Origin of the sequence: Desulfocurvibacter africanus subsp. africanus DSM 2603 (assembly GCF_000422545.1) — a bacterium.
In the GTDB taxonomy this organism is placed as follows: Bacteria; Desulfobacterota; Desulfovibrionia; order Desulfovibrionales; family Desulfovibrionaceae; genus Desulfocurvibacter; species Desulfocurvibacter africanus.
Window position 1 is genome coordinate 1 of record NZ_AULZ01000033.1, and the last position, 24,773, is coordinate 24,773.

Below are 24,773 nucleotides of genomic sequence, written 5' to 3' on the forward strand. Positions count from 1 at the left end.
GAGCAGATTGCTTTTAAGACGCCCGCTCCGGCGTTGACGGCGCAAGTGAATTGCGCCTACGCCTACGCGCGGCGGCAAGCCATGCCGACGCATGGCTTGCAGAGCATTTTCAAAAGCAAAATGCTCTAAGGTAACTGATTGAACAAGATGCGTTAGGGCAATCAAGGCCACGGAGCAAGAATGCCGTCTCAAACCATCACATGCCCGTGGAGGCTGCGAAGGACGGCTTCGGCCGGGCGATCGCCCGGCCGCCAAGAAATCCGCCAGTCAGCCTATTCGCCTTCCCAATGTATGCAGCTTGCCGGACAGGTATCGATGGCTTCCTGTATGACGTCTTCCGGGGCTCCATCGGGATTGGTCACCGAGGCCTTGCCGGCGGATTCATCAAAGCTGAACACGTCCGGCGCAATCTCCACGCACGATTCACAACCGATGCACTCGTCCATATCCACATAAACGACGCGGGCCATATGCACCTCCTGGCACGTTTTGCCGCCTGAAGTGAGCGGTCGCACGCAGCATAGCACGTTTTGCATCCTGGGCAAGCACGGCCCAGATCGCCTGCATATCCGGGCCAATGCCTTCTTCTCCCGCCTGGATTGCCAGCTTTCTCCTATTCTGTCATGTAGGATAGCCTGAGGGTCATTGCGAATGGAGGGGTTAACGATTCTCTGCAACAGGAATCCGCTGCAAAAGAAGCCGCATTCGACGTTTCCGACCATTGTCTTGGCCAAGGTCTTGATCCTGGCCCTGACCCTGGCCGGCTGCGCCAAGGAACTGGCCCAGGACCTGGGGCTCGCACGCTCCGACGAGCCTGGCGGCATCCCCTACGAAGTGAAGATCACCGGCGCGCCGGACGAGGAAATGGAAGAACTCCTGCTCCTGGTCTCGGCTCTGGCAGGTGATGATCCTCCGGCGCTGGTTACGTCCGGCCTTATCCGCCGGCGCGCCGAGGAGGATATCCCTAACTTGCTCAAAGCCCTGCACTCTCGCGGCTACTACAAGGCGGAGATGCAGGTGGAGGTCAGCGAGGGCAAGCCGCCGCTCGACGTTAATTATACCGTGATCCCTGGCCCGCGCTTCACGCTTGCCCAGGTGCGCATTTTGGTCGACGCCGAACCGGAGTACAAGGCGGGGCTACCCTCGCCCCAGGAGCTCGGCATGGAGATCGGCCAGGGCTTCAGAAGCGAATGGGTGCCCGAGGCCCAGAAACGTATCCGGCAGGCCCTGGCCAGCCAAGGGTATCCTTTTGCCGAAGCGGCCTACGAGGCTGTGGCCGATTTCGCCTCGAACAGCATGCATATCACTTTCACGGTCCAGCCGGGGCCGTTCGCCCGCTTCGGGGAAACGGCCATAGCCATGCCCGAGGGCCTTGACCTCTCGCCCGATTACGTCCGCAGCAAGCTGCCCTGGAAGCCCGGTGAAGCCTTCGACGCACAGGCCTTGGCCCAGGCTCGAAACAACCTGTTGGGCACGGGCCTGTTCTCCTACGCCCAGTTCGCTTATCCCGAGCAGGTCGGCGAGAATGAAGAGCTGCCTCTGCGGCTGGAGTTGCGCGAACGCCCGCCAAGGACCGTGCGGGCGGGCGGGACCTATTCCACGGACCTGGGGCCCGGCGTGGAATTGGGCTGGGAACACCGCAATCTGCTGGGCGAGGGTGAGAGCCTGTCCGTTGGACTGGAAGCCAACTTCGTCAACAGGATTCTGGAATCGACCTACCGCGAGCCATTCTTCCTTTTCCGGGAGAATCAGAGCCTGATCCTCACGGCCAGAGCCGCTGACGAGCAACCCGAAGCCTATCGCAGCCAGAGCATTGACCTCTCGGGCGTGGTCGAGCGATACATATTCCGGCGCACGCGCATTGCCGGCGGCCTCGGTTTCACCCTGCTCAATGTGGACGATCCCATCAGCGATCAGGACAACTACGCCCTGTTCTATCTGCCCTTGCTCATCGCGCGCGACACTCGCGATAATATCCTGGACCCTGGCGGCGGCTCGCTTTTAAGCGCCGATGGCGCCCCTTATTATGAGGTTTTCGGCGAGAGCAACTGGTTCTTCAAGTATACCACCAATGCCCAGTTCTACTGGTCCCTTATGGACGAGAAGCGGCTCATCCTGGCCACGCGGGCGCGTTTCGGCCAAATACCGGGCCAGGAGCTGTCCACCGTGCCGGCCACCATCCGGTTTTACGCAGGCGGCGGCGGTTCCGTGCGCGGCTATGAGTACAAGACCCTGAGCACCCTGGTTGACGGCGATCCGGTGGGCGGCCGCTCCCTGCTGGAAACCTCGGCGGAGTTGCGCTGGAGATTCCTCGACGACTGGGGCCTGGTGACCTTCCTGGATGGCGGTCGGGCCTATACGGATATTGTACCCGATTTCAAGGAGACCTATTTCTGGGGAACAGGCCTTGGCGTACGCTACTATACTGATTTCGGGCCCATACGCGCCGATTTGGCCTTCCCCCTCAACCGGCGAGAGGAATTCGATTCGCACTTCCAGTTCTACATCAGCATCGGGCAATCCTTCTGAGCCATGCGCATGGCTGTGCTGAAACGCTTTGCCTTATGGACAGGAGGCCTGTTGCTTGGCTTGGCCTTCCTGCTGACGCTGGCCGTCGGCGGGGCCATGGTCTGGCTGCGCTCCGAATCCGGCCGCGCCTGGTTGGCGGACAAGGTCGCCGAGCTAACGGCGGACTCGGACACGGCCCGCGTGACCGTACGCGGCCTGGGGCCTGGGCTGCCCTGGCGCATCTCCATCGACGAACTGCTGGTGGCCGATCGGCAAGGCGTCTGGCTGCGCATCGAGAACCTGCTCGTGCGCCTGTCGCCCGCCGACCTCCTGCGGCAAGCCCTGCGCTTCGAGGTGATCTCCGCCAGCGAGCTGGCGCTGCAGCGTATACCCGAAAGCCCGGAGGAGCCTGAAGAGGACAAGGAGCCGTTCTCCTTTTCCGACCTGCCCGAAATCCGCGTGGAGGAATTGGACGTTGCCCGCGTTCTGCTCGGCCCCGAATTGGCGGGCCAGGCCGCGGCGTATTCCCTGCACGGCAAGCTGGCCACCAGCCAGGGGGTGACCACGGCCGCCCTGGAAGCCCGAAATCTGGAGCGGGCCAAGGACGCGCTTGTTCTGGACGGCCGTTTCGACCAGCCCGCGAGCACGCTCTCGCTGGTGCTACAGCTTGACGAGGCCTCGGGCGGCTTCCTGGGCAGGCTGTTGGACCTGCCGGGAAAACCGGACCTGCGCCTGGCCCTGCGTGGTGACGGCCCCCTGGCGGACTGGAGCGGTGCCCTGGACGCCTCGGCCGGCGATCTCTTCGGGCTGGAAAGCACCCTGACCCTCTCGGCGCAGGAGCCGTACCGCATCGATCTGCAAGGGAACCTGCACTTGGCCAAGGGCCTGCTGCCCGCAGAAGCGGCGGATATTCTGGGCACCGAAGCCGAATTCCGACTGGTAGGCCGCAACGAGAGCGGCATTGTCGACTTCACGGGCAGCGGCTTCCGCGCCCAGGGGCTGCGTGCCAAGCTGCAAGGTCGGCTGAATCCGGAACAGCGGAACGTGGATCTGAGGGTTGAAGCTTTCGCGCCAGGATTGACCAGTTTGGCCCAACGGCAAGGGCTGCAACTGGAACAAACGGCCCCGATCCAAATACACGTCCAAGGCCCGCTGGAAAAGCCGGACGTCCGGCTGGAAACGCAGGTGCAATCCCTGCAGGCTGGCGAGGTTCGGCTCAAGGGCGCGAACCTCGTGCTCTCGGCCAACCGCCAGGAGCAGGAGTCAGGGCCGGGGGGCCTCGAGGCCAACCTGGAATTGTCCTTGGACACTCTGGCCCTGCCCGGCGGATTCGATTTTCGTCCACTGCGCCTGGAGGCAGCGGCGTTCACGCCCGACTTCAAGCAAATCCGGCTTTCCCGGCTTGCGGTGCAGAGCCCAGGCTTGTCCCTGCGCGGCTCTGGCCAAGCCGATATGGATGGATCACAGGGCACGGCCGATCTCGCGCTCACGGTCGAGAACCTGTCGCGCTTCGCGCAGTTGTCCGGCATGCCCCTCAAAGGCGGCGCCCGACTTGCGGCCCAAGTGGCCCTGGCGAAAAATGGCGTACTCACGGCCGTGCTCCAGGGCGCAACAGCCAATCTCGCGGGGTTGCCCGAGCCCTTGCAGAGCCTGAGCGGCCCACAAGTGGGCCTGAACGCCAGGCTGGCCTACGGTGGTCGGGAGATTGGCCTGAACTCGCTACGCGTGACAGGCCGAGAGCTGGATCTGGAGGCGCATGGCGGCACGGACTTGCAGGACGAAACCTTCGCCCTGGTCCTTTCGGCTCGCGTGCCGGAGCTGACCGCGGCGGCCAAGGCCGCCGGGCTGGAAGCACAAGGCAGCCTCGCCGCCAATGGCCACCTCAAGGGCCGTTTTTCGCAGTTCGAGGCAGGGCTCAACGTAACTTCGCAGCGGCTCGCAGTGCAGGGCCAGTCCATCTCCAACCTGCGCCTGACCGCCGACGCCCACGGACTGCCCGAGCTGGCGCAAATGCGCTTGAGCTTGGGCGCGGACACGCCCCAGGGTCGCCTGGATGCCGCGATGCAGGCCTCATACAACCCGGAGCAGAGCCTGGCCCGATTGCGGGACGCGCGCGTGAGCCTGCCAGGCCTGAACGTGACAAGCCCAGAGCTGACAATGCGCACTGACTCCGGACTGCTTAGCGGAAACTTGCAAGGCAAATTGGAATCCCTGCAATTCGTCTCCGCGCTCCTGAGCACGCCCCCGGGTCGCCTGGATGCCAAGGGGGCTTTCTCGCTACGCTTCGATGCCAAGCAGGGGAAGCAAGCCGCCAACCTGCAGGGAGATTTCACGGGACTGGCGGTGAATGAAATCCAGGTTCAGGAAATGCATTTCCAGGCCAGCCTGGGCGATCTGTTCGGCACTCCCCAAGGCCGAGCCGATATCGACATCCAGAAAATCGAACAGGGCGAGATGCTTGTGGATTCGGTCAACCTTGCCGCGCGAGGCGATCTGAAGCGACTCACTTTCTCGGCCCGCACGCAGGGCGAATTCGTTCATCCCTTCACGGCCAGGCTGCAAGGCTTGTTCGAGCATGCTCCCGACGGCTGGAGCGCCATCCTCCAGTCGCTGCGGGCCAACGTGGCTGACACGCCCATTATCTTGCGCGCTCCGGCGCGTCTTTCCAGCCAGGGCCAGGGCCAGGAGCAGAGCTATGCGCTGAGCGACCTCAGCCTGGGCGTTGCCGAGGGAACCATTTCAGCTCAAGGCGCTTTCGGCGCGAATGAGGTAAGCGGCAGATTACGCATCGAATCTTTTCCGGCGAAGCTGTTGCCCTTTGTTGTGCCCAAACCAGTGTCCGGCAACCTCAGAGCCGAGCTGAACCTGGAAGGGACGCCCCAGGACCCGCGCCTGAATCTGGACCTGCGCGTGCGCGAGGTGCGCTTTCCGGGAATGGAGCAGGCCCCTGCGGTCGGGCTGAACGCTCAGACCTCCTATGCCCAAGGCCGAGTACAGGCCCAGGCGCGGCTGCTGGGCGGCAATGGCATGTCCGGAAACATACGCGCCGCCTTGCCGGTCCGGTTATCCCTGCAACCGTTTGCTTTCGATGCGCCTCAGGATGGCGCGCTCACGGGCGCCATGGACGCCAAGCTGGATCTGACCCTGCTGCCACCCCTGCTCCAATGGGACGACCAGCTCCTGGCAGGCACGGCCACGGCTGATATGAATCTGTCCGGAACGCTGGGCGAGCCGAGGCTCGACGGCACGCTGCGCATGCCGGACGGACGCTACCAGAACCTGACCAGCGGCACGGTGCTGGATAAGGTGCGACTTGTAGCCAGGGCTTCCGGCCAAACCATAACGCTTGAGCAGCTCACAGCCACGGACGGCGATGGAGGGCGCATCAAAGCCAACGGCTCGGCCGATCTTTCAGGACAAGTCAGCTACGAGTTGAAGGCGGATCTGCGTCACGCGACCATGGTGCGCATGCGCGAGGTGACCAGCACGGCCAGCGGTGAGGTTTCGTTGCGCGGCAACCTGGACGAGACGACCCTCGGCGGCCGTTTGACCTTGGAACGCACAAGTGTGAGCGTACCCGAGAGCCAGTCGACCGACATCGTGGACATAGAGGTCAAACGTATCAATGTACCCGAGGCGCTACAGGAACGGATTGAAGCACAAACGAGCACCGGCGCCGGCGATAGCGCCATGGTCATGAATCTGAACATGGCCATCGCCATCCCGAACCAATTCTACGTGCGCGGCCGCGGACTGGACGCCGAGTTCAGCGGCAACCTGCAGGTAGGCGGGACCACGAAGAGTCCAAAGCTGCTCGGATCGCTGGACCTGGTACGCGGCCGCTTCACTATCCTGAGTGCGACCCTGACCCTGCGCGAGGGCGTAATCACATTCACGGGCGTCGCCCCGCCCGATCCGCAATTCAACGTGCTGGCCACTTCCACGGCCAACGACATCGAAGCCAGGGTGCGTGTGACCGGCTCGGCCGATAACCTCCAGCTCGCTTTCTCTTCCGACCCGCCGTTGCCCGAGGACGAAGTGCTCTCCAGATTGCTCTTCGGTAAATCAGTGGGCAGCCTTACGCCCCTGCAAGCCATTCAACTGGCCCAGGCCGTGCAACAGATCAGGGGCGGGGGCGGAGGCCCGGACATCCAGGGCGGATTCCGGCGTTTCCTGGGATTGGACGAATTGACGGTGGGCGAAGCCGACGCCTCGACTGGCGGCGGCTATACGTTGGAAGCGGGCAAGTACATTACGGATGACGTATACCTGCGCCTCGACAAGGGCATCACCAGCGAGGAGGACAAGGTAGGCGTCGTCATAGAGCTCACCCCTTCCATCAACCTGGAGAGCGAGGCCGGAACCACCTCGGGCATGGGCGTGGGCCTGTTCTGGAAAAAGGACTACTAGAGCAGATTGCTTTTAAGACGCCCGCTCCGGCGTTGACGGCGCAAGTGAATTGCGCCTACGCCGGAGCTCGCGGCAAGCCATGCCGACGCACGGCTTGCAGAGCATTTTCAAAAGCAAAATGCTCAAAATTTTCTCAGGCGAAGCGACGCAACACGTCCAACAGCGCGCCGATGCGGAAGGGCCGGTACACCACGGCAGCCAGGCGCTCGCGAAAAGTCTCGACCTGCGGGCTGCCTTCGAATCCGTCCAGCAAGACAACGGGCCTGCCGCTGGAGTGCTCCAGGATGTCACCCAGATCCAAGGGTTCGTTGTCACCATCCGAGACCAGCAGGAGGTCCGCCGCCTCGGCGCTGCGCCCCGCCTCCTGCCGCGTGGCATAGCCGCCCACGGCGCGGAAGCCGGCATCCTTGGCCAATTCCATGAGCACATCCCGCATGTACGGGTCCGGACAGATAACCAGCAAACCCTTCACGGATTCGACCTGCACGTCGTCCTCATGGGTCGACGGCTGGATCGACGGCTCCACGGGTGCGGGCTTGTCAGCGGCGGCATGCGACGATCGCGCGGCCGGCGCGGGTTCCATGCCGGTTTCCAAGCCCTCCAGGGACTCGACAGCCAAGGTCGGCGGCGTTGCATAACGGTTGGCGATAATGCGCAGGGCTCGACTGACCTTCTCCAGATCCTCGACAAGCGGTTCGGCCTGGGCCGATCCGCGCACCCTGGCCAGCATGGCTTCCAACAGCCGCAGGTCGTGGGTCAGCCGCGTGCGGTCCACGCCGACGGCGCCCAGGGAGGGCGGGGACTCGGCGATGGCCGCTTCGCTCACGCGCGGCTTCTGCTGCAGATGGATGACGGACTGATCCCAGAAGTCGCGCACGCCGCTGCGGATCGCGCCGCCTTCCTCGAAATCCGCATCCAGAATCCTGGCCGCGTTCAGGAAGGCCAAAGACGCGGGCGAGTTCGGGCTCGTCTCCAGCACCGGCTGCCGCAGGGCCGCCGAACGCGGAAGATTGCCGTCCAAGGGCACAGCGCCCAACGGTCGACAGGTAACGGACAGATAGCGGCGCGTGGTTTCGTTGAAGCGCTCGAACACCGTACGCGCATGATGTCGGTCGCGGCAGCGGTTGAGCAGAACCAAAGGCTGCCGCCACAGGCCATTTTCCTTGAGCACCTTGATGAAGGCGTAGGCGTCGGTAACCGAAGCAGCCTCGGGATTGACCACCATGACGATGTCATCCGAGGACAGGCAGATGGACATGACCTGAGCCGCTATGCCCGGCGAATTATCGATGATCAGGTAATCGTAGCTGTTGAGCTTGGAAAACTCACGGGTCAGTAAGGAGCGGCGTTCGCGGTCCAACTCGGCCATGCGCGTGACGCCCGAGCTGCCGGAGATGACATCCACGTTCCGCCCGGCAGGGACCAAGGCCTGCTCCATGGGCAGACCCGCGAAGAGCACGTCCTCCAGTGTCTTTTCCGGCCGGATGCCCAGGTAGATATCGACGTTGGAAAGGCCCAGGTCGGCATCCAGCAGACAGACCTTGCGGCCTGCACGGGCCAAGGCCCAGGCCAGGTTCACGGCCACGCTGGTCTTGCCAACGCCGCCTTTGCCGCTGGCCACGGAAACGATCCTGGCCGCGCCGCGGCGCGTCGCTTCGGGCCGCGCATCGGTTCCAGTCATAGCGTATCCCAGATGGTTGAAGATCGCCGGATTTGCCGATGCAACCAACCGGCATGTGCAAGGAGTGAGAATCTATCCTGAATGGATAATGTGCGCAACGCCGGACCAGCGCCATGCACCTTCCTTTCCAGATGGCTTACAATCCGGGATACCTACCCGATTTTATTCAAGGCCTCCCCTTCGGTCGCTACAACCGGGATAATGGCCACGAAGCCGGAAAGATCAAAAACCTCACGGATGTAATCGCGCATGCAGCACAGGGCCAGCCCTCCGCCCGCGGTCTTGAGTTCCCTGGCGGCCTTGAGCAGCACCCGCAGCCCTGCGCTGGAGATGTATTCCAGGCTTTCAAAATTCACGGCGATACGCTTTTCGCCACCGCTTATCGCGGCCATGAGTCGCTCCTCGAAACGCGGGGCCGTGGCGGAGTCAAGCCTGCCGGACACGCGAATGACCAGCCTGCCATTCTCCTTGCGGTCTTCCATGTCCATCGCTTTCTCCCTTCCTGTCCTTGGCCGAACCGGATCGACGGCTCAGCCGCAGCTTGGTTTTGCTTTCTTGACCAAAGTAATGCGGTTACGATCTCCGATGCGCTCGTAGCACATGGCGTCCGTCAAGTTGCGCACGAGGTGGATGCCCAGCCCGCCGATGCAGCGTTCATCGAGGGAACACAGCAGGTCCGGCGCTTCCGCCTGACACGGGTCGAAGGCTTGGCCGTCGTCTTCCACCACGGCCAACAGATCCTCCCCTGTCCTGCACAGGGAGACGCTGATACAACTCAAGTCTCCGCTCCGGCTTCCGTGGGTGATGATGTTCGTGACCAACTCATCCAAAGCCAGGTTGAGTTCGAAGATAAGCGGCGTTGGCAGATCATGCTCACGGCCGAAGCTATCCACGAAGCGGCTGAGCTTCTCCAGTTGCGTCAGATCTCCCGACAGGATGATGTGCCTCTCGGCCATGATTGCTTGCCTACTTGGGCAGATACCAATCAAATGATGGGACCTTGCCTTTGTCTTGCCGTTGACCTTCGCCCTTCTCCTTGGCCTCGCCGCAAGCCTTTTCACGGGACAAAGCGTCGCGGTTGGCCAGCCGGATGGAATTGCCCTCCGTATAGCTCGTGTCAGTACCCGAATAGTGCTGCAGGATGACACTTATGGAATCACCCTTCTCGTCCGTGAAGCCCCACTTCCAGCTATGCAGGGTGCCGAACGGATCGCCGCGCCATTCCCCCCGCCCGTAGCGGTCTTGCAGGATTTTCTGGAGGCGCTCGAAAAAGGCAAGGCTCGTATCGTCATACTTGAGCTTTATACGCAAAATCATACCGGGCATATTGCAGTTGCCATAGATCAGATAGCCATTGCGGAACCCGGGCAGGTTCTTCACCTCCACCTGCTTGAACCACTCCTGGTTCCAGATGGTCTGAGCCGAATCCATGTCCAGGTATTCGGCAGCGGCGGAGATGTCCTGACCCAGGGTATATGCGGCCAGCGTCTTCGGCGCGTTTGTTGCCGCAAGAGCCGCTGGCCCTCCAGACAGGAACAATGCGGACAGGAGCACTACCGGAAGCCACGGGAACAGACTGGTCCTCATATCAGGCTCACCCCCATGCGGCTGCGGCACAGCTCGCAGATTTCAGCGTGATCCAGGAAGAACTGGCTCTCCCAACTGCTTACGCTCTTGACCACCGCCACGAGCAACTTTGGCACGATGTCCGGAAACTGCCCCAGAGTCTTGGTGAAACGCTCGCGAGTCAGGGTCAAGCATACGGTCTCATCCACGGAGCGCAAGGAGAACAGCCGGTTCGTGTCGGCCAGCAGGGACAATCCGCCGATGAAAGCGCCCTGCATGTAATCCGACAAGGCCCTTACATGACCCATGTCTTCGCGCTGCAACTCTGCCCGCCCCGACAGGATATGGAAGGCTTTGCCCTCGGGATCGTTCTGACGAAAGAGGTACTCGCCAACTCCAAAGCGCTCCCGCTCGCACAGGTAGGCCAGGACCTTCAGCGGCTCCAGCGGCAGGCCGGCGAAGAAGGATATCTCACGCAGGAGCGCCAGGTTCTCGGCGTACTCGCTGGTCTTAGGCAGCCTGTCTTCCTCGGACGAGTTCATGCAGTGCTCCCTTGCGGGTCATGAGCTCGTCGTAGGTTCCAACCTCGACGATCTTGCCCGCCTTCATTACGGCTATCTTGTCATACCCGGCCAGCGTGTCCAGGCGATGGACCACGGAGATGACCGTGGACTTGCCCCGCAAGCGCTGATGGATGAGGTTCTGGATGCGCGCCTGGGAACGATTGTCCAATGCTGAGGTCGCCTCGTCCATGATAAGCAGCCTGGGGTGCTTGAGCAGCACCCTGGCGATGGCCAGTTTCTGGCGCTGGCCGCCCGAGAGCTTGTCGCCCTTGGTGCCAACCTCGTAGTGCATGCCGATCTCCACGATGGTCTCCAGCAGGTCTTCCTCGATGAGCAATTGCATGATGCTCTGGTTGATGAGTTCCTGGGCACGCTGCGATTCGGTTTTGGACTTGCCGAACAGGATATTGTCCAGAATGGTCTGATTCCAGATGTATTTGTCCAGGACGAAGAAGGTCACGGCTCCCGGCATGTCGCGCTCGGCGCGATCATGAAACATGGCCCGCCCTTCCAGGATCAGCTTCTCTAGTATATCGGACAAGGCGACCATCTTATGCCTGCCGGGAATGAAGCTCAGGCCGAGTTTGAGCAGCATGGCTTCCTCCGCTGGTCCCAGGCGGTGCAGCCGCGTACGCTGTAGCCTGGCCGCCAGCTCGCGGTAGGCCGGGTATTCTTCGGCCGTCACCGGGCTGTGCTCGAAGAACACGCCGTCCGGCGGCAGGCTGCCCAGGATGTCCACGGTCTGCTCAGCCAGCTCCGCACCCAGGCTCATGAGCGGCCGCGTCAGATGCGCCTCGTCCAGGAAGGCCCGGAAGTCTCCATTTTCGTGCAGCTGATCCAAGGCAAAGGCAGGCTCCCGCGAGCTGCCGAAGACGAGGTTTGCCGCAACCGTCGAATAGCGCAGATAGACGCGCTCATCGAAGAACTCCACATATTCCGCCAATTCAGCGCCATGGTCGGCCTGAAACTTTCCGCGTACACGGATGATCCTCTCGGCAAGCTGCGCGCCATCTTCCTCGCGCAGCAGCGTATTCAGGCCGAAGCGCAGCACATCCACGAACATGCCCGTCTGCTGCAGAATCTCGATGAGCTCGTCCAGGCTGGGTTCCGCACAGAGGTCATCGCCGCCCTCTCCGCTTCGCAAGGCCTGGCAGGCGTACAGCAGATTGTTCTTGAGCTTGCCATCGAAGATGAACGGCGACTGGGACACGAAGCCCATATTGACGGCCATGTCCTGCTTGGTCAGCTCCGTCACCTCGTGACCATCCAGGAATACGTGGCCGCTTGTGTATCGATAAAGCTGGCCGATGCACATTGCCAGGGTCGACTTGCCGCTGCCGGAAAAGCCCACCAAGGCCATCTGCTCGCCGGGCGTGAGGTCCAGGCTGACATCCGAGATCAGACGGATTCCTCCGTCCACGGCAAAAGTGAGATTCTTGACTTGCAGGCCCGGCGCGAGCACCAGCGGCGACCGGCCCACAGGCTCCAGCGCGTGCTCGGGCGACGCATCGAAGTACTCCATGGTCCGCTCATAACGTACCGAGGCATCTTGATAGACCTGGTAAAATTCCAGCAACTCCTTCCAGGGATCGTACAGTTTCTCCTGGGCTGAAAGGAAGGCCACCAGTGCGCCCAAATCAAAACGACCGGTGATGGCCAGCCAACCGCCCACGATGAAGATGAAGAATGGTCCCAGGTTCGTAAACAGATTGTTTACGGCTTTTATGCCGAACTTGTAGAGATTCCAGGATACGCGGATTTTGCGCATCTGTTCGACTATGCTGTCGTTGCGGGCGGCTTCGATGCGGAAGGAGCCATTGCCGTGAATCTCATGGATGCCGCTGACAGCCTCGCCCACCTTGCTTGCGTATTCCCGCGTGCTGTCCACGCGCTGCTTGTTGGCTTCATTGGTACGACGCTGGAGCCGTGGGATGACAAGAAGAACAAGGGGGTAGATGGCCATGGAAATCGCTGCCAGCAGCGGATTAAGCCAAAACATGTATGCCGCGAACGCCACCAGGGTCAGGATATTCGTCAGCGGCACGGCTACGGCCATGCCCACGAAATCGCCCACGTTGGAAATTTCGGTCACCAGCGAGGAGACGACCATGCCCGCGGGCGTGCGCCTGAAGTAGCCCACGGGCAAGGAGATGATATGACGATACAGTGCCTGGCGCAGGTCGGCCAAGGCCTGCTCGCCCAGGCGGGTTTGCAGCCAGTTAATTACGAATTTTAGCCCGCTGGCCAGGAGCACCGCTGCCAAATAGTACCCGCAGTAGAGCAGCAGCAGGTCCATGCGGCGGAGGTTGATGGCTTGGTTGATGATGCGTTTTTGCATCTCCAGAGGCAACACGCGGGTCACGACCGTGACCACGATAACCGCGAGCAGAATGCCCTGCAGGAGCATGCTGCTTCGCCAAACCCAGTGGAAGAGGCTCCGCTTGGTTACCGGGACCGCTGTTTCCTTCACGCGTTGACCGCCAGTTTAGGCTTGGAATTCCCCCTACTCTGCTCTTACAGCGGCGATAACGTTGCGTCCATATATGCGTGGTGATTAATCAGGATCACTCAAACAAATAAGAAACGCCCCGGCCGGATATCCGGTCGGGGCGTCTTTTAGACAGGAAGGGCTCGGCTCAGACTATTTGTAGTTGAGCTTCCGCTCCTGCGGGAAAACCGGCAGGTAGCGGTAGGACAGGCTGATGACGATAACGCCGTAGGCAAGGACCATGAAGGACGGCGCCCACTCGGTCCAGGCCGGCACATAGACCTGCCAGGAATCGAAAGGCATGACCGGCACGGCCAAGGCCTGCACGGTGATGATGTAGCGGTTCAGGGACACGCCCACGCAGTTGAGCAGGCTGGCGATGATGAGCATGCTCTCGCGCTTACGTACGGACGGGATGACCAGCATGATGGCCGGGATCACGCCGCAGACAATCAGCTCGGTGAACATGAGCCACTTGCCGTACACCAGGCCATTGAACATCTGATCGAAGGAGTTGCCCGCGGCCGGGAGGATGCTGTCGATCCAGGCCCAGGTGTCCAGGAACTTAAAGAACAGGTAGATGCACAGCATTGTGCCGGCGATCTTGCCCATGAGCGACTTGACCCGGTACTCCACCATCCTCTTGCCCGAGATCTTCTCGATGGCCGTGCAGATGAGCACCGTAAAGCACGGGCCCGAGGCTACGGCCGAAAGCACGAAGAGGAAGAAGGTCCAGGGCCAGATGAAGAAGCCTTCCCGGTAGGCGAACGGGCGCGCGAACATGACGCCGTACATGCCGCCCAGGGAGCCCTGGTGGAAGGTGGACAGGAAAGCACCGATGCCCGCGAACAAAGGCATGACCACGTGCATGTTGTGCGCCAGGTGGTGCAGGAAAGGAACCTTGTTGAGCTGCTTCTGCTCGAACACCAGCGGGATGTACTCGATGATGAGCACCGAGAGGTACACGCTGATGCAGAAGATGACTTCCGTGAGCATGGAGTGCACGTTGGGATGCCAGAAGCCGAACCACGAGCGCAGCGGCTGGCCGAGCTCCATGGTCAGGATGAGCATGGCGCCCGAATAGCAGAAGAAGCCCACGATGACCGTCAGGTTGACGATGGGCACCAGGGCCTCGATCTTGAGGATGTAGCGCAGAAGACCCGTGAAGAACGCACCCGCGCCCAGGGCGATGACCGCCAAGTCGAAGGTGATATACAGGCCGAAGGCAAAGTAGTTATTGAGGCCGGTCATGCCCAGGCCGTACCAGAACACAACGCCGGCGGCGACAAGGCCCCAAAGCATAAGCAGGGCGGGAACCACCAGCCACAAAAGAAACTTGGTCAAGCTGCAACGCTCGACACCTTCGGGCCACAAGGCCTGATCGATCGCTTTAGCCATGGTTGCCTCCTCCGGTGACACCGCCGTGAGAGCCATCGCCGAGGTCGTTGTCCAGCATGTCAAGGACCCACTGGCGCTTGCTCATGTAGTAGACCTGGGGCTTGCCGCCAAGGCGCTCCAGGAGACGCTTGGCGTTCTTGCTGTGGGACAGCTTGGCCACCTGATGCGTGGGATCCTTCAGGTTGCCGAATATGAGCGCACCGGTAGGACAAGCTTCCACGCAAGCCGGGATGTAAGCGTCCTCGGCCAGCTTCATGGGCTCGCCACCCGTGGCGCGTGCCTTCTCCTTGGCCGCCATGAAGCGGTGGTGGCAGAAGTGGCACTTCTCGACCACGCCTCTGGGACGCGTGGAGCTGAACGGAGTCAGGGTCTTCTCCATGCCGGCCGGCCACTGGGGGTCAAACCAGTTGAAGTAGCGGACATGGTAGGGACATGCAGCCATGCAGTACCGGCAGCCGATGCAGCGCGGGTAGATCTGGCTGACGATGCCGCCCTCCTCGTCCTTGGTCGTGGCCACGACCGGGCACACGGGCACGCAGGAGGGATTCTCGCACTGCATGCATGGCCGGGGCAGGTAGGCCACATCGTAATTGGGGAACTTCTGTTTGTTCTCCAGCTTGTAGACGAGCATCCAAGTCAGGACGCGCGTCATATCCGACGCATCCGGGGTCGGAGCGATGTTGTTCTCCACCTGGCAGGCAACCATGCACGCGCCGCAGCCCGTGCACTTGTCCAGGTCGATCACCATGCCCCATTTGGTATGGAATTCACGCTGTACGGACATTGCTCTCTATCCTTCCGCTATGGTTAGGCGATCTTGACCATGGACCCCGCCCAGAAGGGAGCGGCGACGCCAGGCTCGGATGCGACGGTAAGCACCTTGCTCACGTTGTCGCCCTTGTTCTGGGCGAACTTGTCCCAGGCGGTGTGGCCGAAGCCGAGCGGAGCGGCTACTACGCCGTCCATGACACCCTCGTCGATACTCACGCGGGCCTTGATGGAGCCGGTCTTGGACGCGATGGTCACCTGCTTGCCCTGGCCGGTTCCGTATTTGGAAGCCGTGGCGCTGTTCATGCGCACGAAGAAGTGCCCATTCGCCGCTTCGGTGTCCCGGATGGTCGATACGTTGTGAGGCGGAATGGCTACCTTGGACGAGCCCACATTGAGCTCGAACAGTGGCGCAAGCACGAGCGGGAACTCGCCGCCGGCAGGAGCTGCAGCCTGGCCGGCCGCAGCCTTGGCCAAGCTGAGGCCGGACGCATTGACCGTGGCCATGGACACCCAGGCCTTGCCGGCCTGCACAGCATCCGACACTCCGGAGGACGAAGGAGCGCCGCCGCCGACGCGGACCTTCCACGGTTCGGCCTTGGCGCCCGCGGCAAAACCGCCCATGGCATTCAAAGCTTCAGCCTTGGCCTTGACCACATCCTCGAAGCTCTCGAAGCCCAGGTTATGCCCAAGCCCGGATGCGACCTGAAGCAGCACGTCGGCGGCCGGCACGGCGTCGAAGACCGGCGCGATCACCGGAGTTGCCACGGTGTAGTTCACCCAACCGGAGCCGTAGGGAGTGTACATGTCCTCCGTACGTTCCATGACCAGAGGCGTGGGCAGCACGAGGTCAGCCATGGCCGCGGTCTCGTCCATGAAGGAAGAGAAGCTGACCAGGAAGCCCACCTTATCCAGAGCCTGAGCCATGAGCTCGGTCTGGGGCAGAGCGTAGGCCGGGTTGGCCTCGTAAGCCAGGAGTACGGCCGGGGCCTTGGTCTGCTCGGCGCCGACCTTGAGCATGTAGTCAACGAAGTCGTTGGCCAGGATCTGCCGGCGGGGCATGGAGCCCTGAACCACGGCAGGAGCTTCGGGCAGCGCATAGATGCCGCCGGCCTTGTTCAAGCGACCCAGCAGCAGGTTGAGAGCCAAGCCAGCGGCGACGGCGTTCTGTCCACCGCCCTGACCGAAGGAGCTGCCGGCGATGACCAGCGGGCGCTTGGCCGAAGCAAGGCGCTTGGCCAGGTCGGCCACCTGCTCGGGCGTCAGACCCGTGGCCTGCTGGACCTTCTCCGGGCTGTAGCCGGACCTGACCGCGGAGCGGAAGGCCTCGAAGCCGGGGCCGCCGCTCGTGGCGCCGCCCTGAATGAGATGGTAGGCGATGCCCAGGGCCAGGGCGGCCTCGCTGCCGGGCAGCACGGGCACCCAAGCGTCGGCCACGGCCGCGCCCCGGTTCTTGATCGGGCTGGCGTAGACCACGCGCATGGCCTGCTCGCCGCCCATGGGATTGGCTTTGTTGAAGGCCTGGGCGTTACGCACATGCGTGCCCCAGGACTCGAAGATGTCCGCGCCGATGGCCAGAACCATGTCGGCGTTCTCGATATCGTAGCCAACCATGCCCTGACCGCCCAGGCGCTGCCAGGCGCGGCCGGCGTCCACCTGTTCGGCGGGCATATAGAAACAGAGCTTGGAACCGGCGGCAGCCACGAAGGCGGAGAACACGTCCGTGCCGGACCCGGTGTCGTCGCCGCTCACGCAGGCCACATCGGAACCCGCGGCCTTGAGCTTCTCGGCCAGCAGGGCCTTGGCGTCATCCCAGGAAATCGGGATCAAGCTGTCGCCTTCGCGCTTGAGAGGGCTCTGGACGCGCGAGGGGCTATAAAGAAGTTCGGCCTCGTTAACGGCGAGGGAAGAGATGCCGCCGCGGCTCAGGGGATGTTCGGGATTTCCGTACACCGCGCAAGGGCGCCCTTTGACAGTGACCACATTGACGCCGACGCCCGAGTTGTCGAGCTTGCTCAGCGAGGGCTTGAGCTCGAAGTCGCCATTGGGCACACGCGGAATCCATGGCCAGTTCTGCGACCAGATGGAAGCATCGTCGGTCAGCTTCCAGGGTATCGGCGTGAGCAGCGTGCCCGCCGTGCCGCCGACCACCAAACCAATAAATGCTCTACGACCCATTCCCATTGTGCGCACCCCTTCACTTACTTATGGCAGACTTGGCAGCCGTTGCTCGTTTCAAGCTGCGCATGGCAACGCTCGCACTGCCACATCTTCATGGTGTTCTTGCTGTAGCCGGTGATGCGGTTCCTATACAAGGAGGGCGGAACCTCGGAGTTGCCTACATCCGGGTGACACTCGGCACAGGCGAAACCGTCATGCGCGATGTGCGAGAAATATACATTGTCGGGCTGATACTGGTAGACCAGCCAGTCAACCTGCTTGCCAGCCTGCACGTACTCGGTGACGAACCTGTCGATCTCCTTCTCGCCGGGAGTCTCGCCGCCCGTAACGTCCATGTGACATTCGGCACATTGTTCCGTGGTGGGCAAGCCGGCGAAGGAGCCGTTCTCACGATAGGAGTGGCAATCCTCGCAAGCCATGCCTGCATTCTCCACGTGAGCCTTGTGGTTGAAGGCTATGGGCTGCTGCTTCTCACTGTAAAGAAGGGCCGGGAACAGAAGCCAACCCACGGCCAAGGCGCCCACTAAGCCGATGAGGAAGAATAAGATGAATCCTCCGCTCTCTTTGGATGCGTTCTGCTGCACCATAACCTCGCCCCGTGAAAAGTTCGTGATTAAATAGACCGTTGCTCTGGAAAAACTCGCCTTTTTTAGACATGTTGCATTTGTCGTGTCAAGCCTTAAGGAATAATTTCACGAGCAGAAACAATCCTAGACTGCAACACAAAAATCCAACCTAAACAGACACTTGGCAAGTATCCAAACGGCACACCCAGGCCTTCAGGCCGGCTGCCAACCGCTGGCCTTGGCGCATACGGATACAGCTCTACCATGAACTGGCTGAACGTCTTTGGACGTAACTCCATAGCGAATTCAACAGAGTTTCACAACAGGTCGGGCAATCAAGGCCGCTGTGCAGCATGGCAGTTGCTTTGCACTACGGTTGCCAAAGATATCTTCGGTGCATCTTGGCCGCTCACCCAAGGATTGTTACGGCGGCTGGCGACTGGAGAAGAACTCGGCAGGCTCTCGTGGATCAGCCCTGCTCGCTCCCGGAAGCCGCTTTAGTAGCCTGTACCGTTTCGGCTGGCTGGGAAGCGCCGGCACTCGCCCCCTTGGCCTTGCGCTGCCTGCCGCCGCCCGCCTGCAGTTTGCCCAGGGCATCCAACGCCTTCTCCGGCTCGTCCTTCTTGGCCAGGAAATGCATTTCTCCCTTAGGGTTGATCCAATGCCAGCCAGCCGGCTTGGTCAGCAGCCGCGCACCCTTGGCCTCCAAAAGGGCCAGGGCCTGGGAGCGATCGACCTCACTGCCAAGGTCCTCCAGCAACTTGCCGTAATCGGCCAGGGCCGAACTGTTACGGAAGATTTCAAAGGCACTGTGCACCACATCGAACAGATCAGGACCCGGCCGCTTGCGCTTGCCCGTCAGGAACTGCTCCAAGTCCGCCAGGGCCTTGCGCAACTCGCGCACCTCGTGCAGGGCCACCTGCCGGGACTGCTCCATGCGCTCCTGCAGGACCTTGGCCGCGGGAGTGGAAGGAATATCGCTCATGCTCTCTCCTTTTGTTCTCATCAGCTTTACTATTGTTCGGCTATTGCTGACAAGGGAGGAGCGGGCCGGTGGGGCGGGAAACGCGGCATGGCCGGGAATGCGCCAAGGGCGCTTGCTTGCCCTCCTCCCCATACGCAAGCGGGCCGCAAGCAAAACCTGTGCGCTGCTGCCCAACCGGCGCGGCATGCAGCGTGGGCGGGATAGATGGCATCCATTTCTTAGGGAGTGGTATACCTGTGCAGATATAAAATGCGGGCATAATGTGCACTAAATCATGGGTCACCACCGAGCTTGTTATACTTGCAACCGTATATCAGCTTTTTTAGGCAACTGAATATCCTCTAGAAGTTTGCCAGTGCTCTGCTCCATTCTGGAACTTATTAGATTTAACGATAGCGTCTTCGGTAATTGCGTTGTTTAAACTTTTTTGCAATAGGAAGACCAAGTTCTTCATTCTTTCTTTCACGTCTATTGTTGTTATCCATAATTCGCGCTTGTTGCAATGAGAATACATTAAACGCATTTAATAAAAACCTATTTTTAGCAAATTCATTAAAAGTCAATTCTGGATGACGTTTAAATTCTTGTTCTTCAGACTCCTTTAAATAAACAACGAAGTCATTTGCCCTAGCGATTCTATTCTTTAACGAGGTATCTCCAACGTCAGCATAGATAGACTTAACTAATTCAAAATCATGTATAGGCGTATCAATTGAGACAAGATCTAAGTATGCGAACTGATGACAAAGATCTGTAAGGTAGAAGATGCCGCAATGAGTAATTTTTGCATAAGAAGCTTTCTCAATACTCGATTTTGAAAGGTTATCAAACTCGATAAGGTTATAACTAGCCATCCTAATAAGACAATCAGAAATGACTCGGCGCGTAATGAGAGCTGATTCGGCTACCGAAAACAATTCGTTGATTGATATATAGCCCCTGCCAATCTTGTTTTGTGAGTATCTTTTTTCATAAAGATAACTTAGCAGTCTTAAAATATTACTATGGGAATCTGATATAGAGGGGTCAAAATCATAAACGTTTAAAATATTACTTCTATCTTGATCATAATACCTGCGATCTCCCAAGAGAACCGATTTTATCATCTGATGAAAGGCAATCTGATACGCTCCTTGTATTCTTTTCTTATGAAGAACTTCGGTTATATTAGTATGTCCAGAAATGATAAAGTTTGTAAACATACGCAAAGCTTCACGCATGTTGCCAACAGAAATGTTATTTATAAAATTTATAAGCTTTTCTGATTGTTTATTCTTACTAGTGAACGATTCCTTAAGAATACTAAAATAATCTATTACATCATCTAGCTTATCTTTAGGCATCGTATGGATAATATAATTATAGTCCCCGCTACGCAAAAAATCTATAGCAAAGTTCAATCTCTTAAGTATAAGGTTTATAAAGTTTGGAGAAGAAATATGAAACTTGGGAACGTTGAATGCATCAAACACTCCCTCTCTGGTTGAAGTGAGAAATGTATTCTCGCGCATAGAGACTAATACTATCGCCTTAAAGAAGCTTGATAAATGCGATGAGTATAGAAAAATGTGTTCTTGAAGTTCTGTTGAATGTTGATCTATGTTGTCAAATACAACTGAAATCGTATAGCCATGCTTTTTAAGCATGTTAAATACATTTCCAAAATAATCTTTTAAAGCATGCTTATCATCTGGTATTTTTGGGAGTATGAATAACTCATTTAGTTTTTTGCTATAGTCTTGTTCCCATTTCTTGTATATGTTATCAAATATAAAAGCTTCAACTTCTGCTCCACTTGGTACATTAGTCCTAAAATCCATATAAAACCATAAAAACTTTTCATACCCGGAAAGGATAAATCGATAATAACGATGTATAAAAGTAGATTTTCCAGCCCCAACACCACCCAATAAGACAACTATGCCACCTTGCGATGCTGGGCTTTTGCTATATGCTACAGAGTTGAAGAAGCCTTCTCTGCCCTCTGGACAGTCAGCGTCCATAATAGCATATTGCTCAGCAAAGTGCGGCAGCTTGTCTCTGAAATAGCTATCGATATTTTTTTGAGTATGTCGCGTGCGCTCTTCTATATAACATTCTTTTAAAATTTCTGCACGTGCCTCATCAATCATCTCATTAAATGCAAAATCAGCAATAGGCTGAATATAAGTATAAAGCTGATTCCTTAACCAAGCTTCATCTGGGTTATGTAACAGATCTATCACCTTTTGAAACTTAAGATCAGATTTACCTTTTTCTAAATATTCACCAAGAAGACCATTTATTATTGAATCTTTTGAGAGCAGATTCCAAAATAAATTAAAATTATCTATAATATCTCTCAATGAGTTAAATACTATACAATCTCCATCTATCCAAGGCCTTCCAACAGAAATTGCAGAAAATATTACATACTGCTTGCCATTAGTAACACAACCGAATTTGCATCCAATATCGTCACAATAAGATCTAGCTTGGCGAATAGCTTTAATTAAATTTTTTACTGATGATATACTTGCTGATATTTTATATCTTCTAGAATTGAACGAGATCGGAACTTCAAAATAATCACCAGTTTTTTTAGCTTCAATTATAATCCTGGAAACACCATCAGCATGAATCCTATAATCAATAAACCCACTTTCATTGTGTTCTTCTCTTGAAATGTCATCCTCTTTCCAGCCCAAGCATTCTTTGAGAACCGAATCAATTAGCTTAATGCGTGTATCAGCTTCGTTAAAATCAACATCTTTATAATGATCGAAAATCCGCTGTATTCTGCTATACGCTTCGTCGGGATGAGTTAGCATGGAATCTCCAGTTCAAAAATGTACTTCGATTACAATATGTTATCCATATGATTAAGACCATTTTTGGCTTTTTTTGACTTCTCGTCAAGGGTGCCCCCTGAAGAACTGCGAACAATTTGAAGGGACATCTGATATAACCGAGCAGCAGGCTGGTCACATCTGTGTAAGCACTACAGAGCAGAACACCGCACGGCAGCTTCAAGGTCATAGGCTGGATTGAATCTTTGAGGCCAAAGCCAATGCCGCGAATACTCAACGGCCTTAACTCACATTCTGTCTCGCTTACTTCTGAGGAGGAGCAAGTCTTAGCGCCAACCCGGCAGTTGGTGCCGCGTTGCGCAGCCGCCATGCACGGCGGCCCGATCCTCTTCGGGCCGCCCCTCCACACATCCATATGCATCAGGATACCAGCAGTCTGCTTTGGAGCAGGCCAGTTGGCCCTCACCCTTGCAGCGCTGCGCCGGCATCTACTGGATGTAGTACCCGCCCACCCGCCAGCGGCCATCCTCGTCGCGCATCGGGGTGACGGTCTCGATGGCCGACTTCTTGTGCTCGAAGGAAGCCTCGTACTGGATGACCACGTACTCCCCGTCCGGAGCGCCCGGCAATGACGTCGCGTGCACCGTGCGCCTGACCTTCCTCCCCAGCACGCCTCCCAGGGGAGCCCTGACGGACTGCAGGGCCTGCTCCCACTCGTCCAGCATGACCGCCCTGCGGAAATAGCCGGACGCCTCGTTCCAGCTTTGCCCGTACCGCTCCGCGTCAACCATGCCGAGCCACTCCTCCGCCGCCGCGAGGGCAGCAGCTTCCTTGTCGGAACCTTGAGCCGTGGCAAGCCCCATCCATGCAAAAAGGCTCAGTATGAACAGGCCGATGGTGCGGCGAGTCATGGTTGTCTCCTTCTCAGATTGTCAGAAGCTGCCATGAATGTGTCTTCCTCTGCACAAAAAACACGGCATCGGGGCCTGCAGCGCGGGCATAATGCAAGCCGGGTTCTCCGGCAGAGGCCTATCTCGAAATGCCTCAGCATGAACATATGCACACATTTCGAGCATTCCACAATGAGTGGCTGGTACATTTCTTCCATGAAGATGATCGGGAAAGGAGAACAAGGCGGGAACGTAACATCGCCAGAAGCAGCAAAGTGCCCGCGCATGGCCTGCCGGAAAGCCTGTTCCGGCCATGGACAGCCTGCCCTGGCCCTACCTCTAGCACGTACCCATGTGAGGCGGGGGCTTTGCACGACATGCGGCTGGTGCGCTAAAGGCAGGCAACGAAAAAGGGCCGCCTGTGCGGCAGCCCTTCGTGCGTCTTCTTGCGCGGCAAAGGCCCGGGGGCATCTCCCCCAGCAAGCCGGGGGCGTTCTTCCCTACACGCCCGCCCTCAGACCTCGGCCTCCTGCGTGGCGTCCGTGGTCTCGTCACCGCCCTCCTCGCCTTGCCAGTATTCCGGCGGAGGGCCCAGGTGCTTCTGAGCCTGGGAATAGCCCAAGCTGAAGGCTTTGAGGTTCAACTCGCGTATCTTCTCGGGCAGGGTCTCTTCCAGGCTCTTGCGCAATGCGGTTCGGGAAAGGAAAGGTAGCACCCAGGCAATGGCCCCCAGCACTACGCTGTTCATGGCCTGGGGCACCTTGATCTTGTCTTCCGTAAGCTTGGTGAAGGGCAGGCCAAGGAAGATGTTCGTGGGAGTCTGCTTGACCAGGCCCGTGTCGATGAGCAGCACACCGCGCGGCTTGAGGTTGCGGTAGTAGTTGTTGCAGGCCTCCTGGGACAATGCCACGAGGAGATCCACGTTCTCGGTCTTGGGGTAGCTTATGGGCTGCGAGCTGACCACAAGGTCCGAGCGACTGGAGCCGCCGCGCGCCTCGGGGCCGTAGCTCTGAGTTTGAGTGACGTTGTAGCCCTGACCGATGGACAAGCCGTGCCCCAGGAGCTTGCCCAGGGTCAGAATGCCCTGCCCGCCCGTACCCGAGAGGCGGATCTCGAAGCGGTCGAGGATCATGCGCTCCTTCATTGCTTCCGCTCCTTGGCGCACTGCGCGGTGCGAACCTGGGCATACAGCTCCTCAAGGCCAGGCGCGTCGTTCTGCACGAAGGTCCCGATGGGAATACGCTCTTCCCGTTCCTCGGGCTTGAGTTTCTCGTATTTCTCCACCGGAATAGCATTTGATCTTAGCCACTTGTACATATCCACCGCCGACTTGAACTTGTTCTTGCGGCCGTACTGCGTGTGGCAGGGCGTAAGGATTTCCACCAGGTTGAATCCCGGGCGCATGATGGCCTCGCGGATGAGCCGGTCCAGGGTGTTCACGTGGAAGACCGTGCCGCGGGACACGCCATTGGCTCCGGCCGCGCTGGTCAGCTTGACGATGTCGAAGGATTTTTCCAACTGGCCGTAGGGGCTGGTTTGGGAAACCGCGCCCAAGGGCGTGGTCGAGGAGCATTGGCCGCCGGTCATGCCGTAGATGAAATTGTTGAGCACCAGGACGGTCACGCCGATATTCTTGCGCGCGGCATGGATAAGGTGGTTGCCGCCGATGGAGAAGGCGTCGCCGTCCCCCATGACCGTGATGACCTTGAGTTGCGGATTGGCCATCTTGATGCCGGTGGCGAAGGTCAGGGCTCGCCCGTGGGTCGTGTGCACGGTGTTGAAGTCCACGTAGGCGGCGATGCGGCCGGAACAGCCGATGCCGGCCACCAGCGCCACGTCGTCCTTGGACAGCCCCAGGGCGTGCACGCTGCGGATGAGCGAGCCGAGCACTATGCCGTGGCCGCATCCCGCGCAGAATACATGCGGGAACTTCTTGTTGTGCCTGAGATAATCGTGGATGAGCTGGGTTACGTCGCTCAT

18 protein-coding genes are annotated in these 24,773 nt (G+C 58.8%); 2 read left to right on the forward strand and 16 right to left on the reverse strand.

Annotated features, from left to right (window positions below):
* Positions 1-272: 272 nt before the first annotated feature.
* The gene (locus H585_RS0117060; RefSeq protein ID WP_005984276.1) at positions 273-470 is read right to left on the reverse strand and encodes a ferredoxin; all 198 of its coding nucleotides are present in this window, start codon (positions 468-470) and stop codon (positions 273-275) included.
* A 256-nt stretch (positions 471-726) separates the two neighbouring features.
* On the opposite strand from H585_RS0117060, the gene H585_RS0117065 reads away from it, so the two are divergent.
* Positions 727-2,529 carry an autotransporter assembly complex protein TamA gene (locus tag H585_RS0117065; protein ID WP_244432602.1) on the forward strand — a complete coding sequence of 601 codons (1,803 nt, stop codon included), beginning with the start codon at positions 727-729 and terminating at the stop codon, positions 2,527-2,529.
* A 9-nt stretch (positions 2,530-2,538) separates the two neighbouring features.
* Complete coding sequence (locus H585_RS0117070) at positions 2,539-6,918, forward strand: translocation/assembly module TamB domain-containing protein (protein WP_027368708.1); 4,380 nt, start codon at positions 2,539-2,541, stop codon at positions 6,916-6,918.
* Between the two features lie 133 nt (positions 6,919-7,051).
* Here the strand turns inward: H585_RS0117070 and H585_RS0117075 are convergent, their stop codons facing one another.
* The 15 genes from H585_RS0117075 to H585_RS0117140 form a co-directional block, all read right to left on the reverse strand.
* Entirely contained in the window at positions 7,052-8,599 is a 1,548-nt protein-coding gene (locus H585_RS0117075) for a MinD/ParA family protein (protein WP_027368709.1), read from the reverse strand.
* 152 nt (positions 8,600-8,751) lie between these two features.
* Entirely contained in the window at positions 8,752-9,087 is a 336-nt protein-coding gene (locus H585_RS0117080; protein ID WP_027368710.1) for an STAS domain-containing protein, read from the reverse strand.
* Between the two features lie 42 nt (positions 9,088-9,129).
* A complete protein-coding gene (locus tag H585_RS0117085; protein ID WP_027368711.1) occupies positions 9,130-9,555 on the reverse strand; it encodes an ATP-binding protein in 426 nt (141 codons plus the stop codon).
* Between the two features lie 10 nt (positions 9,556-9,565).
* Complete coding sequence (locus H585_RS0117090) at positions 9,566-10,186, reverse strand: hypothetical protein (RefSeq protein WP_027368712.1); 621 nt, start codon at positions 10,184-10,186, stop codon at positions 9,566-9,568.
* The gene (locus H585_RS0117095) at positions 10,183-10,707 is read right to left on the reverse strand and encodes a cyclic nucleotide-binding domain-containing protein (protein ID WP_014261579.1); all 525 of its coding nucleotides are present in this window, start codon (positions 10,705-10,707) and stop codon (positions 10,183-10,185) included. The genes H585_RS0117090 and H585_RS0117095 overlap by 4 nt, the downstream gene beginning before the upstream one ends.
* The gene (locus H585_RS0117100; RefSeq protein WP_027368713.1) at positions 10,676-13,198 is read right to left on the reverse strand and encodes an ABC transporter ATP-binding protein/permease; all 2,523 of its coding nucleotides are present in this window, start codon (positions 13,196-13,198) and stop codon (positions 10,676-10,678) included. Before H585_RS0117100 ends, H585_RS0117095 begins: the two co-directional genes overlap by 32 nt.
* 171 nt (positions 13,199-13,369) lie before the next feature.
* Positions 13,370-14,614 carry a menaquinone reductase integral membrane subunit QrcD gene (gene qrcD, locus H585_RS0117105; RefSeq protein WP_014261581.1) on the reverse strand — a complete coding sequence of 415 codons (1,245 nt, stop codon included), beginning with the start codon at positions 14,612-14,614 and terminating at the stop codon, positions 13,370-13,372.
* Positions 14,607-15,398 carry a menaquinone reductase iron-sulfur cluster-binding subunit QrcC gene (gene qrcC, locus H585_RS0117110; RefSeq protein WP_014261582.1) on the reverse strand — a complete coding sequence of 264 codons (792 nt, stop codon included), beginning with the start codon at positions 15,396-15,398 and terminating at the stop codon, positions 14,607-14,609. The genes qrcD and qrcC overlap by 8 nt, the downstream gene beginning before the upstream one ends.
* A gap of 23 nt (positions 15,399-15,421) precedes the next feature.
* A complete protein-coding gene (gene qrcB, locus H585_RS0117115; RefSeq protein WP_244432604.1) occupies positions 15,422-17,560 on the reverse strand; it encodes a menaquinone reductase molybdopterin-binding-like subunit QrcB in 2,139 nt (712 codons plus the stop codon).
* A 23-nt stretch (positions 17,561-17,583) separates the two neighbouring features.
* Entirely contained in the window at positions 17,584-18,150 is a 567-nt protein-coding gene (gene qrcA, locus H585_RS0117120; RefSeq protein ID WP_027368716.1) for a menaquinone reductase multiheme cytochrome c subunit QrcA, read from the reverse strand.
* Positions 18,151-18,598: 448 nt separating this feature from the next.
* Positions 18,599-19,114, reverse strand: a complete 516-nt coding sequence (locus H585_RS0117125; protein ID WP_027368717.1) for a hypothetical protein — start codon at positions 19,112-19,114, stop codon at positions 18,599-18,601.
* A gap of 386 nt (positions 19,115-19,500) precedes the next feature.
* Positions 19,501-21,924, reverse strand: coding sequence for a hypothetical protein (locus tag H585_RS23155; RefSeq protein WP_138708213.1), 2,424 nt, complete (start codon positions 21,922-21,924; stop codon positions 19,501-19,503).
* Positions 21,925-22,391: 467 nt separating this feature from the next.
* Positions 22,392-22,814, reverse strand: a complete 423-nt coding sequence (locus tag H585_RS0117130; protein ID WP_027368718.1) for a DUF4019 domain-containing protein — start codon at positions 22,812-22,814, stop codon at positions 22,392-22,394.
* Positions 22,815-23,307: 493 nt separating this feature from the next.
* Positions 23,308-23,937, reverse strand: a complete 630-nt coding sequence (locus tag H585_RS0117135) for a 2-oxoacid:acceptor oxidoreductase family protein (protein ID WP_027368719.1) — start codon at positions 23,935-23,937, stop codon at positions 23,308-23,310.
* Positions 23,934-24,773 carry a 2-oxoacid:ferredoxin oxidoreductase subunit beta gene (locus tag H585_RS0117140; RefSeq protein ID WP_005984291.1) on the reverse strand — a complete coding sequence of 280 codons (840 nt, stop codon included), beginning with the start codon at positions 24,771-24,773 and terminating at the stop codon, positions 23,934-23,936. The genes H585_RS0117135 and H585_RS0117140 overlap by 4 nt, the downstream gene beginning before the upstream one ends.

Excerpts from the sequence above, each read along its gene's own strand:
- H585_RS0117060 (WP_005984276.1), bottom strand. The coding sequence starts at position 470 with ATGGCCCGCGTCGTTTATGTGGATATGGACGAGTGCATCGGTTGTGAA.
- H585_RS0117070 (WP_027368708.1), top strand. The coding sequence starts at position 2,539 with ATGGCTGTGCTGAAACGCTTTGCCTTATGGACAGGAGGCCTGTTGCTT.
- H585_RS0117075 (WP_027368709.1), bottom strand. The coding sequence starts at position 8,599 with ATGACTGGAACCGATGCGCGGCCCGAAGCGACGCGCCGCGGCGCGGCC.
- H585_RS0117080 (WP_027368710.1), bottom strand. The coding sequence starts at position 9,087 with ATGGACATGGAAGACCGCAAGGAGAATGGCAGGCTGGTCATTCGCGTG.
- H585_RS0117085 (WP_027368711.1), bottom strand. The coding sequence starts at position 9,555 with ATGGCCGAGAGGCACATCATCCTGTCGGGAGATCTGACGCAACTGGAG.
- H585_RS0117090 (WP_027368712.1), bottom strand. The coding sequence starts at position 10,186 with ATGAGGACCAGTCTGTTCCCGTGGCTTCCGGTAGTGCTCCTGTCCGCA.
- H585_RS0117095 (WP_014261579.1), bottom strand. The coding sequence starts at position 10,707 with ATGAACTCGTCCGAGGAAGACAGGCTGCCTAAGACCAGCGAGTACGCC.
- qrcD (WP_014261581.1), bottom strand. The coding sequence starts at position 14,614 with ATGGCTAAAGCGATCGATCAGGCCTTGTGGCCCGAAGGTGTCGAGCGT.
- qrcC (WP_014261582.1), bottom strand. The coding sequence starts at position 15,398 with ATGTCCGTACAGCGTGAATTCCATACCAAATGGGGCATGGTGATCGAC.
- qrcB (WP_244432604.1), bottom strand. The coding sequence starts at position 17,560 with ATGGGTCGTAGAGCATTTATTGGTTTGGTGGTCGGCGGCACGGCGGGC.
- qrcA (WP_027368716.1), bottom strand. The coding sequence starts at position 18,150 with ATGGTGCAGCAGAACGCATCCAAAGAGAGCGGAGGATTCATCTTATTC.
- H585_RS0117125 (WP_027368717.1), bottom strand. The coding sequence starts at position 19,114 with ATGAGCGATATTCCTTCCACTCCCGCGGCCAAGGTCCTGCAGGAGCGC.
- H585_RS23155 (WP_138708213.1), bottom strand. The coding sequence starts at position 21,924 with ATGCTAACTCATCCCGACGAAGCGTATAGCAGAATACAGCGGATTTTC.
- H585_RS0117130 (WP_027368718.1), bottom strand. The coding sequence starts at position 22,814 with ATGACTCGCCGCACCATCGGCCTGTTCATACTGAGCCTTTTTGCATGG.
- H585_RS0117135 (WP_027368719.1), bottom strand. The coding sequence starts at position 23,937 with ATGAAGGAGCGCATGATCCTCGACCGCTTCGAGATCCGCCTCTCGGGT.
- H585_RS0117140 (WP_005984291.1), bottom strand. The coding sequence starts at position 24,773 with ATGAGCGACGTAACCCAGCTCATCCACGATTATCTCAGGCACAACAAG.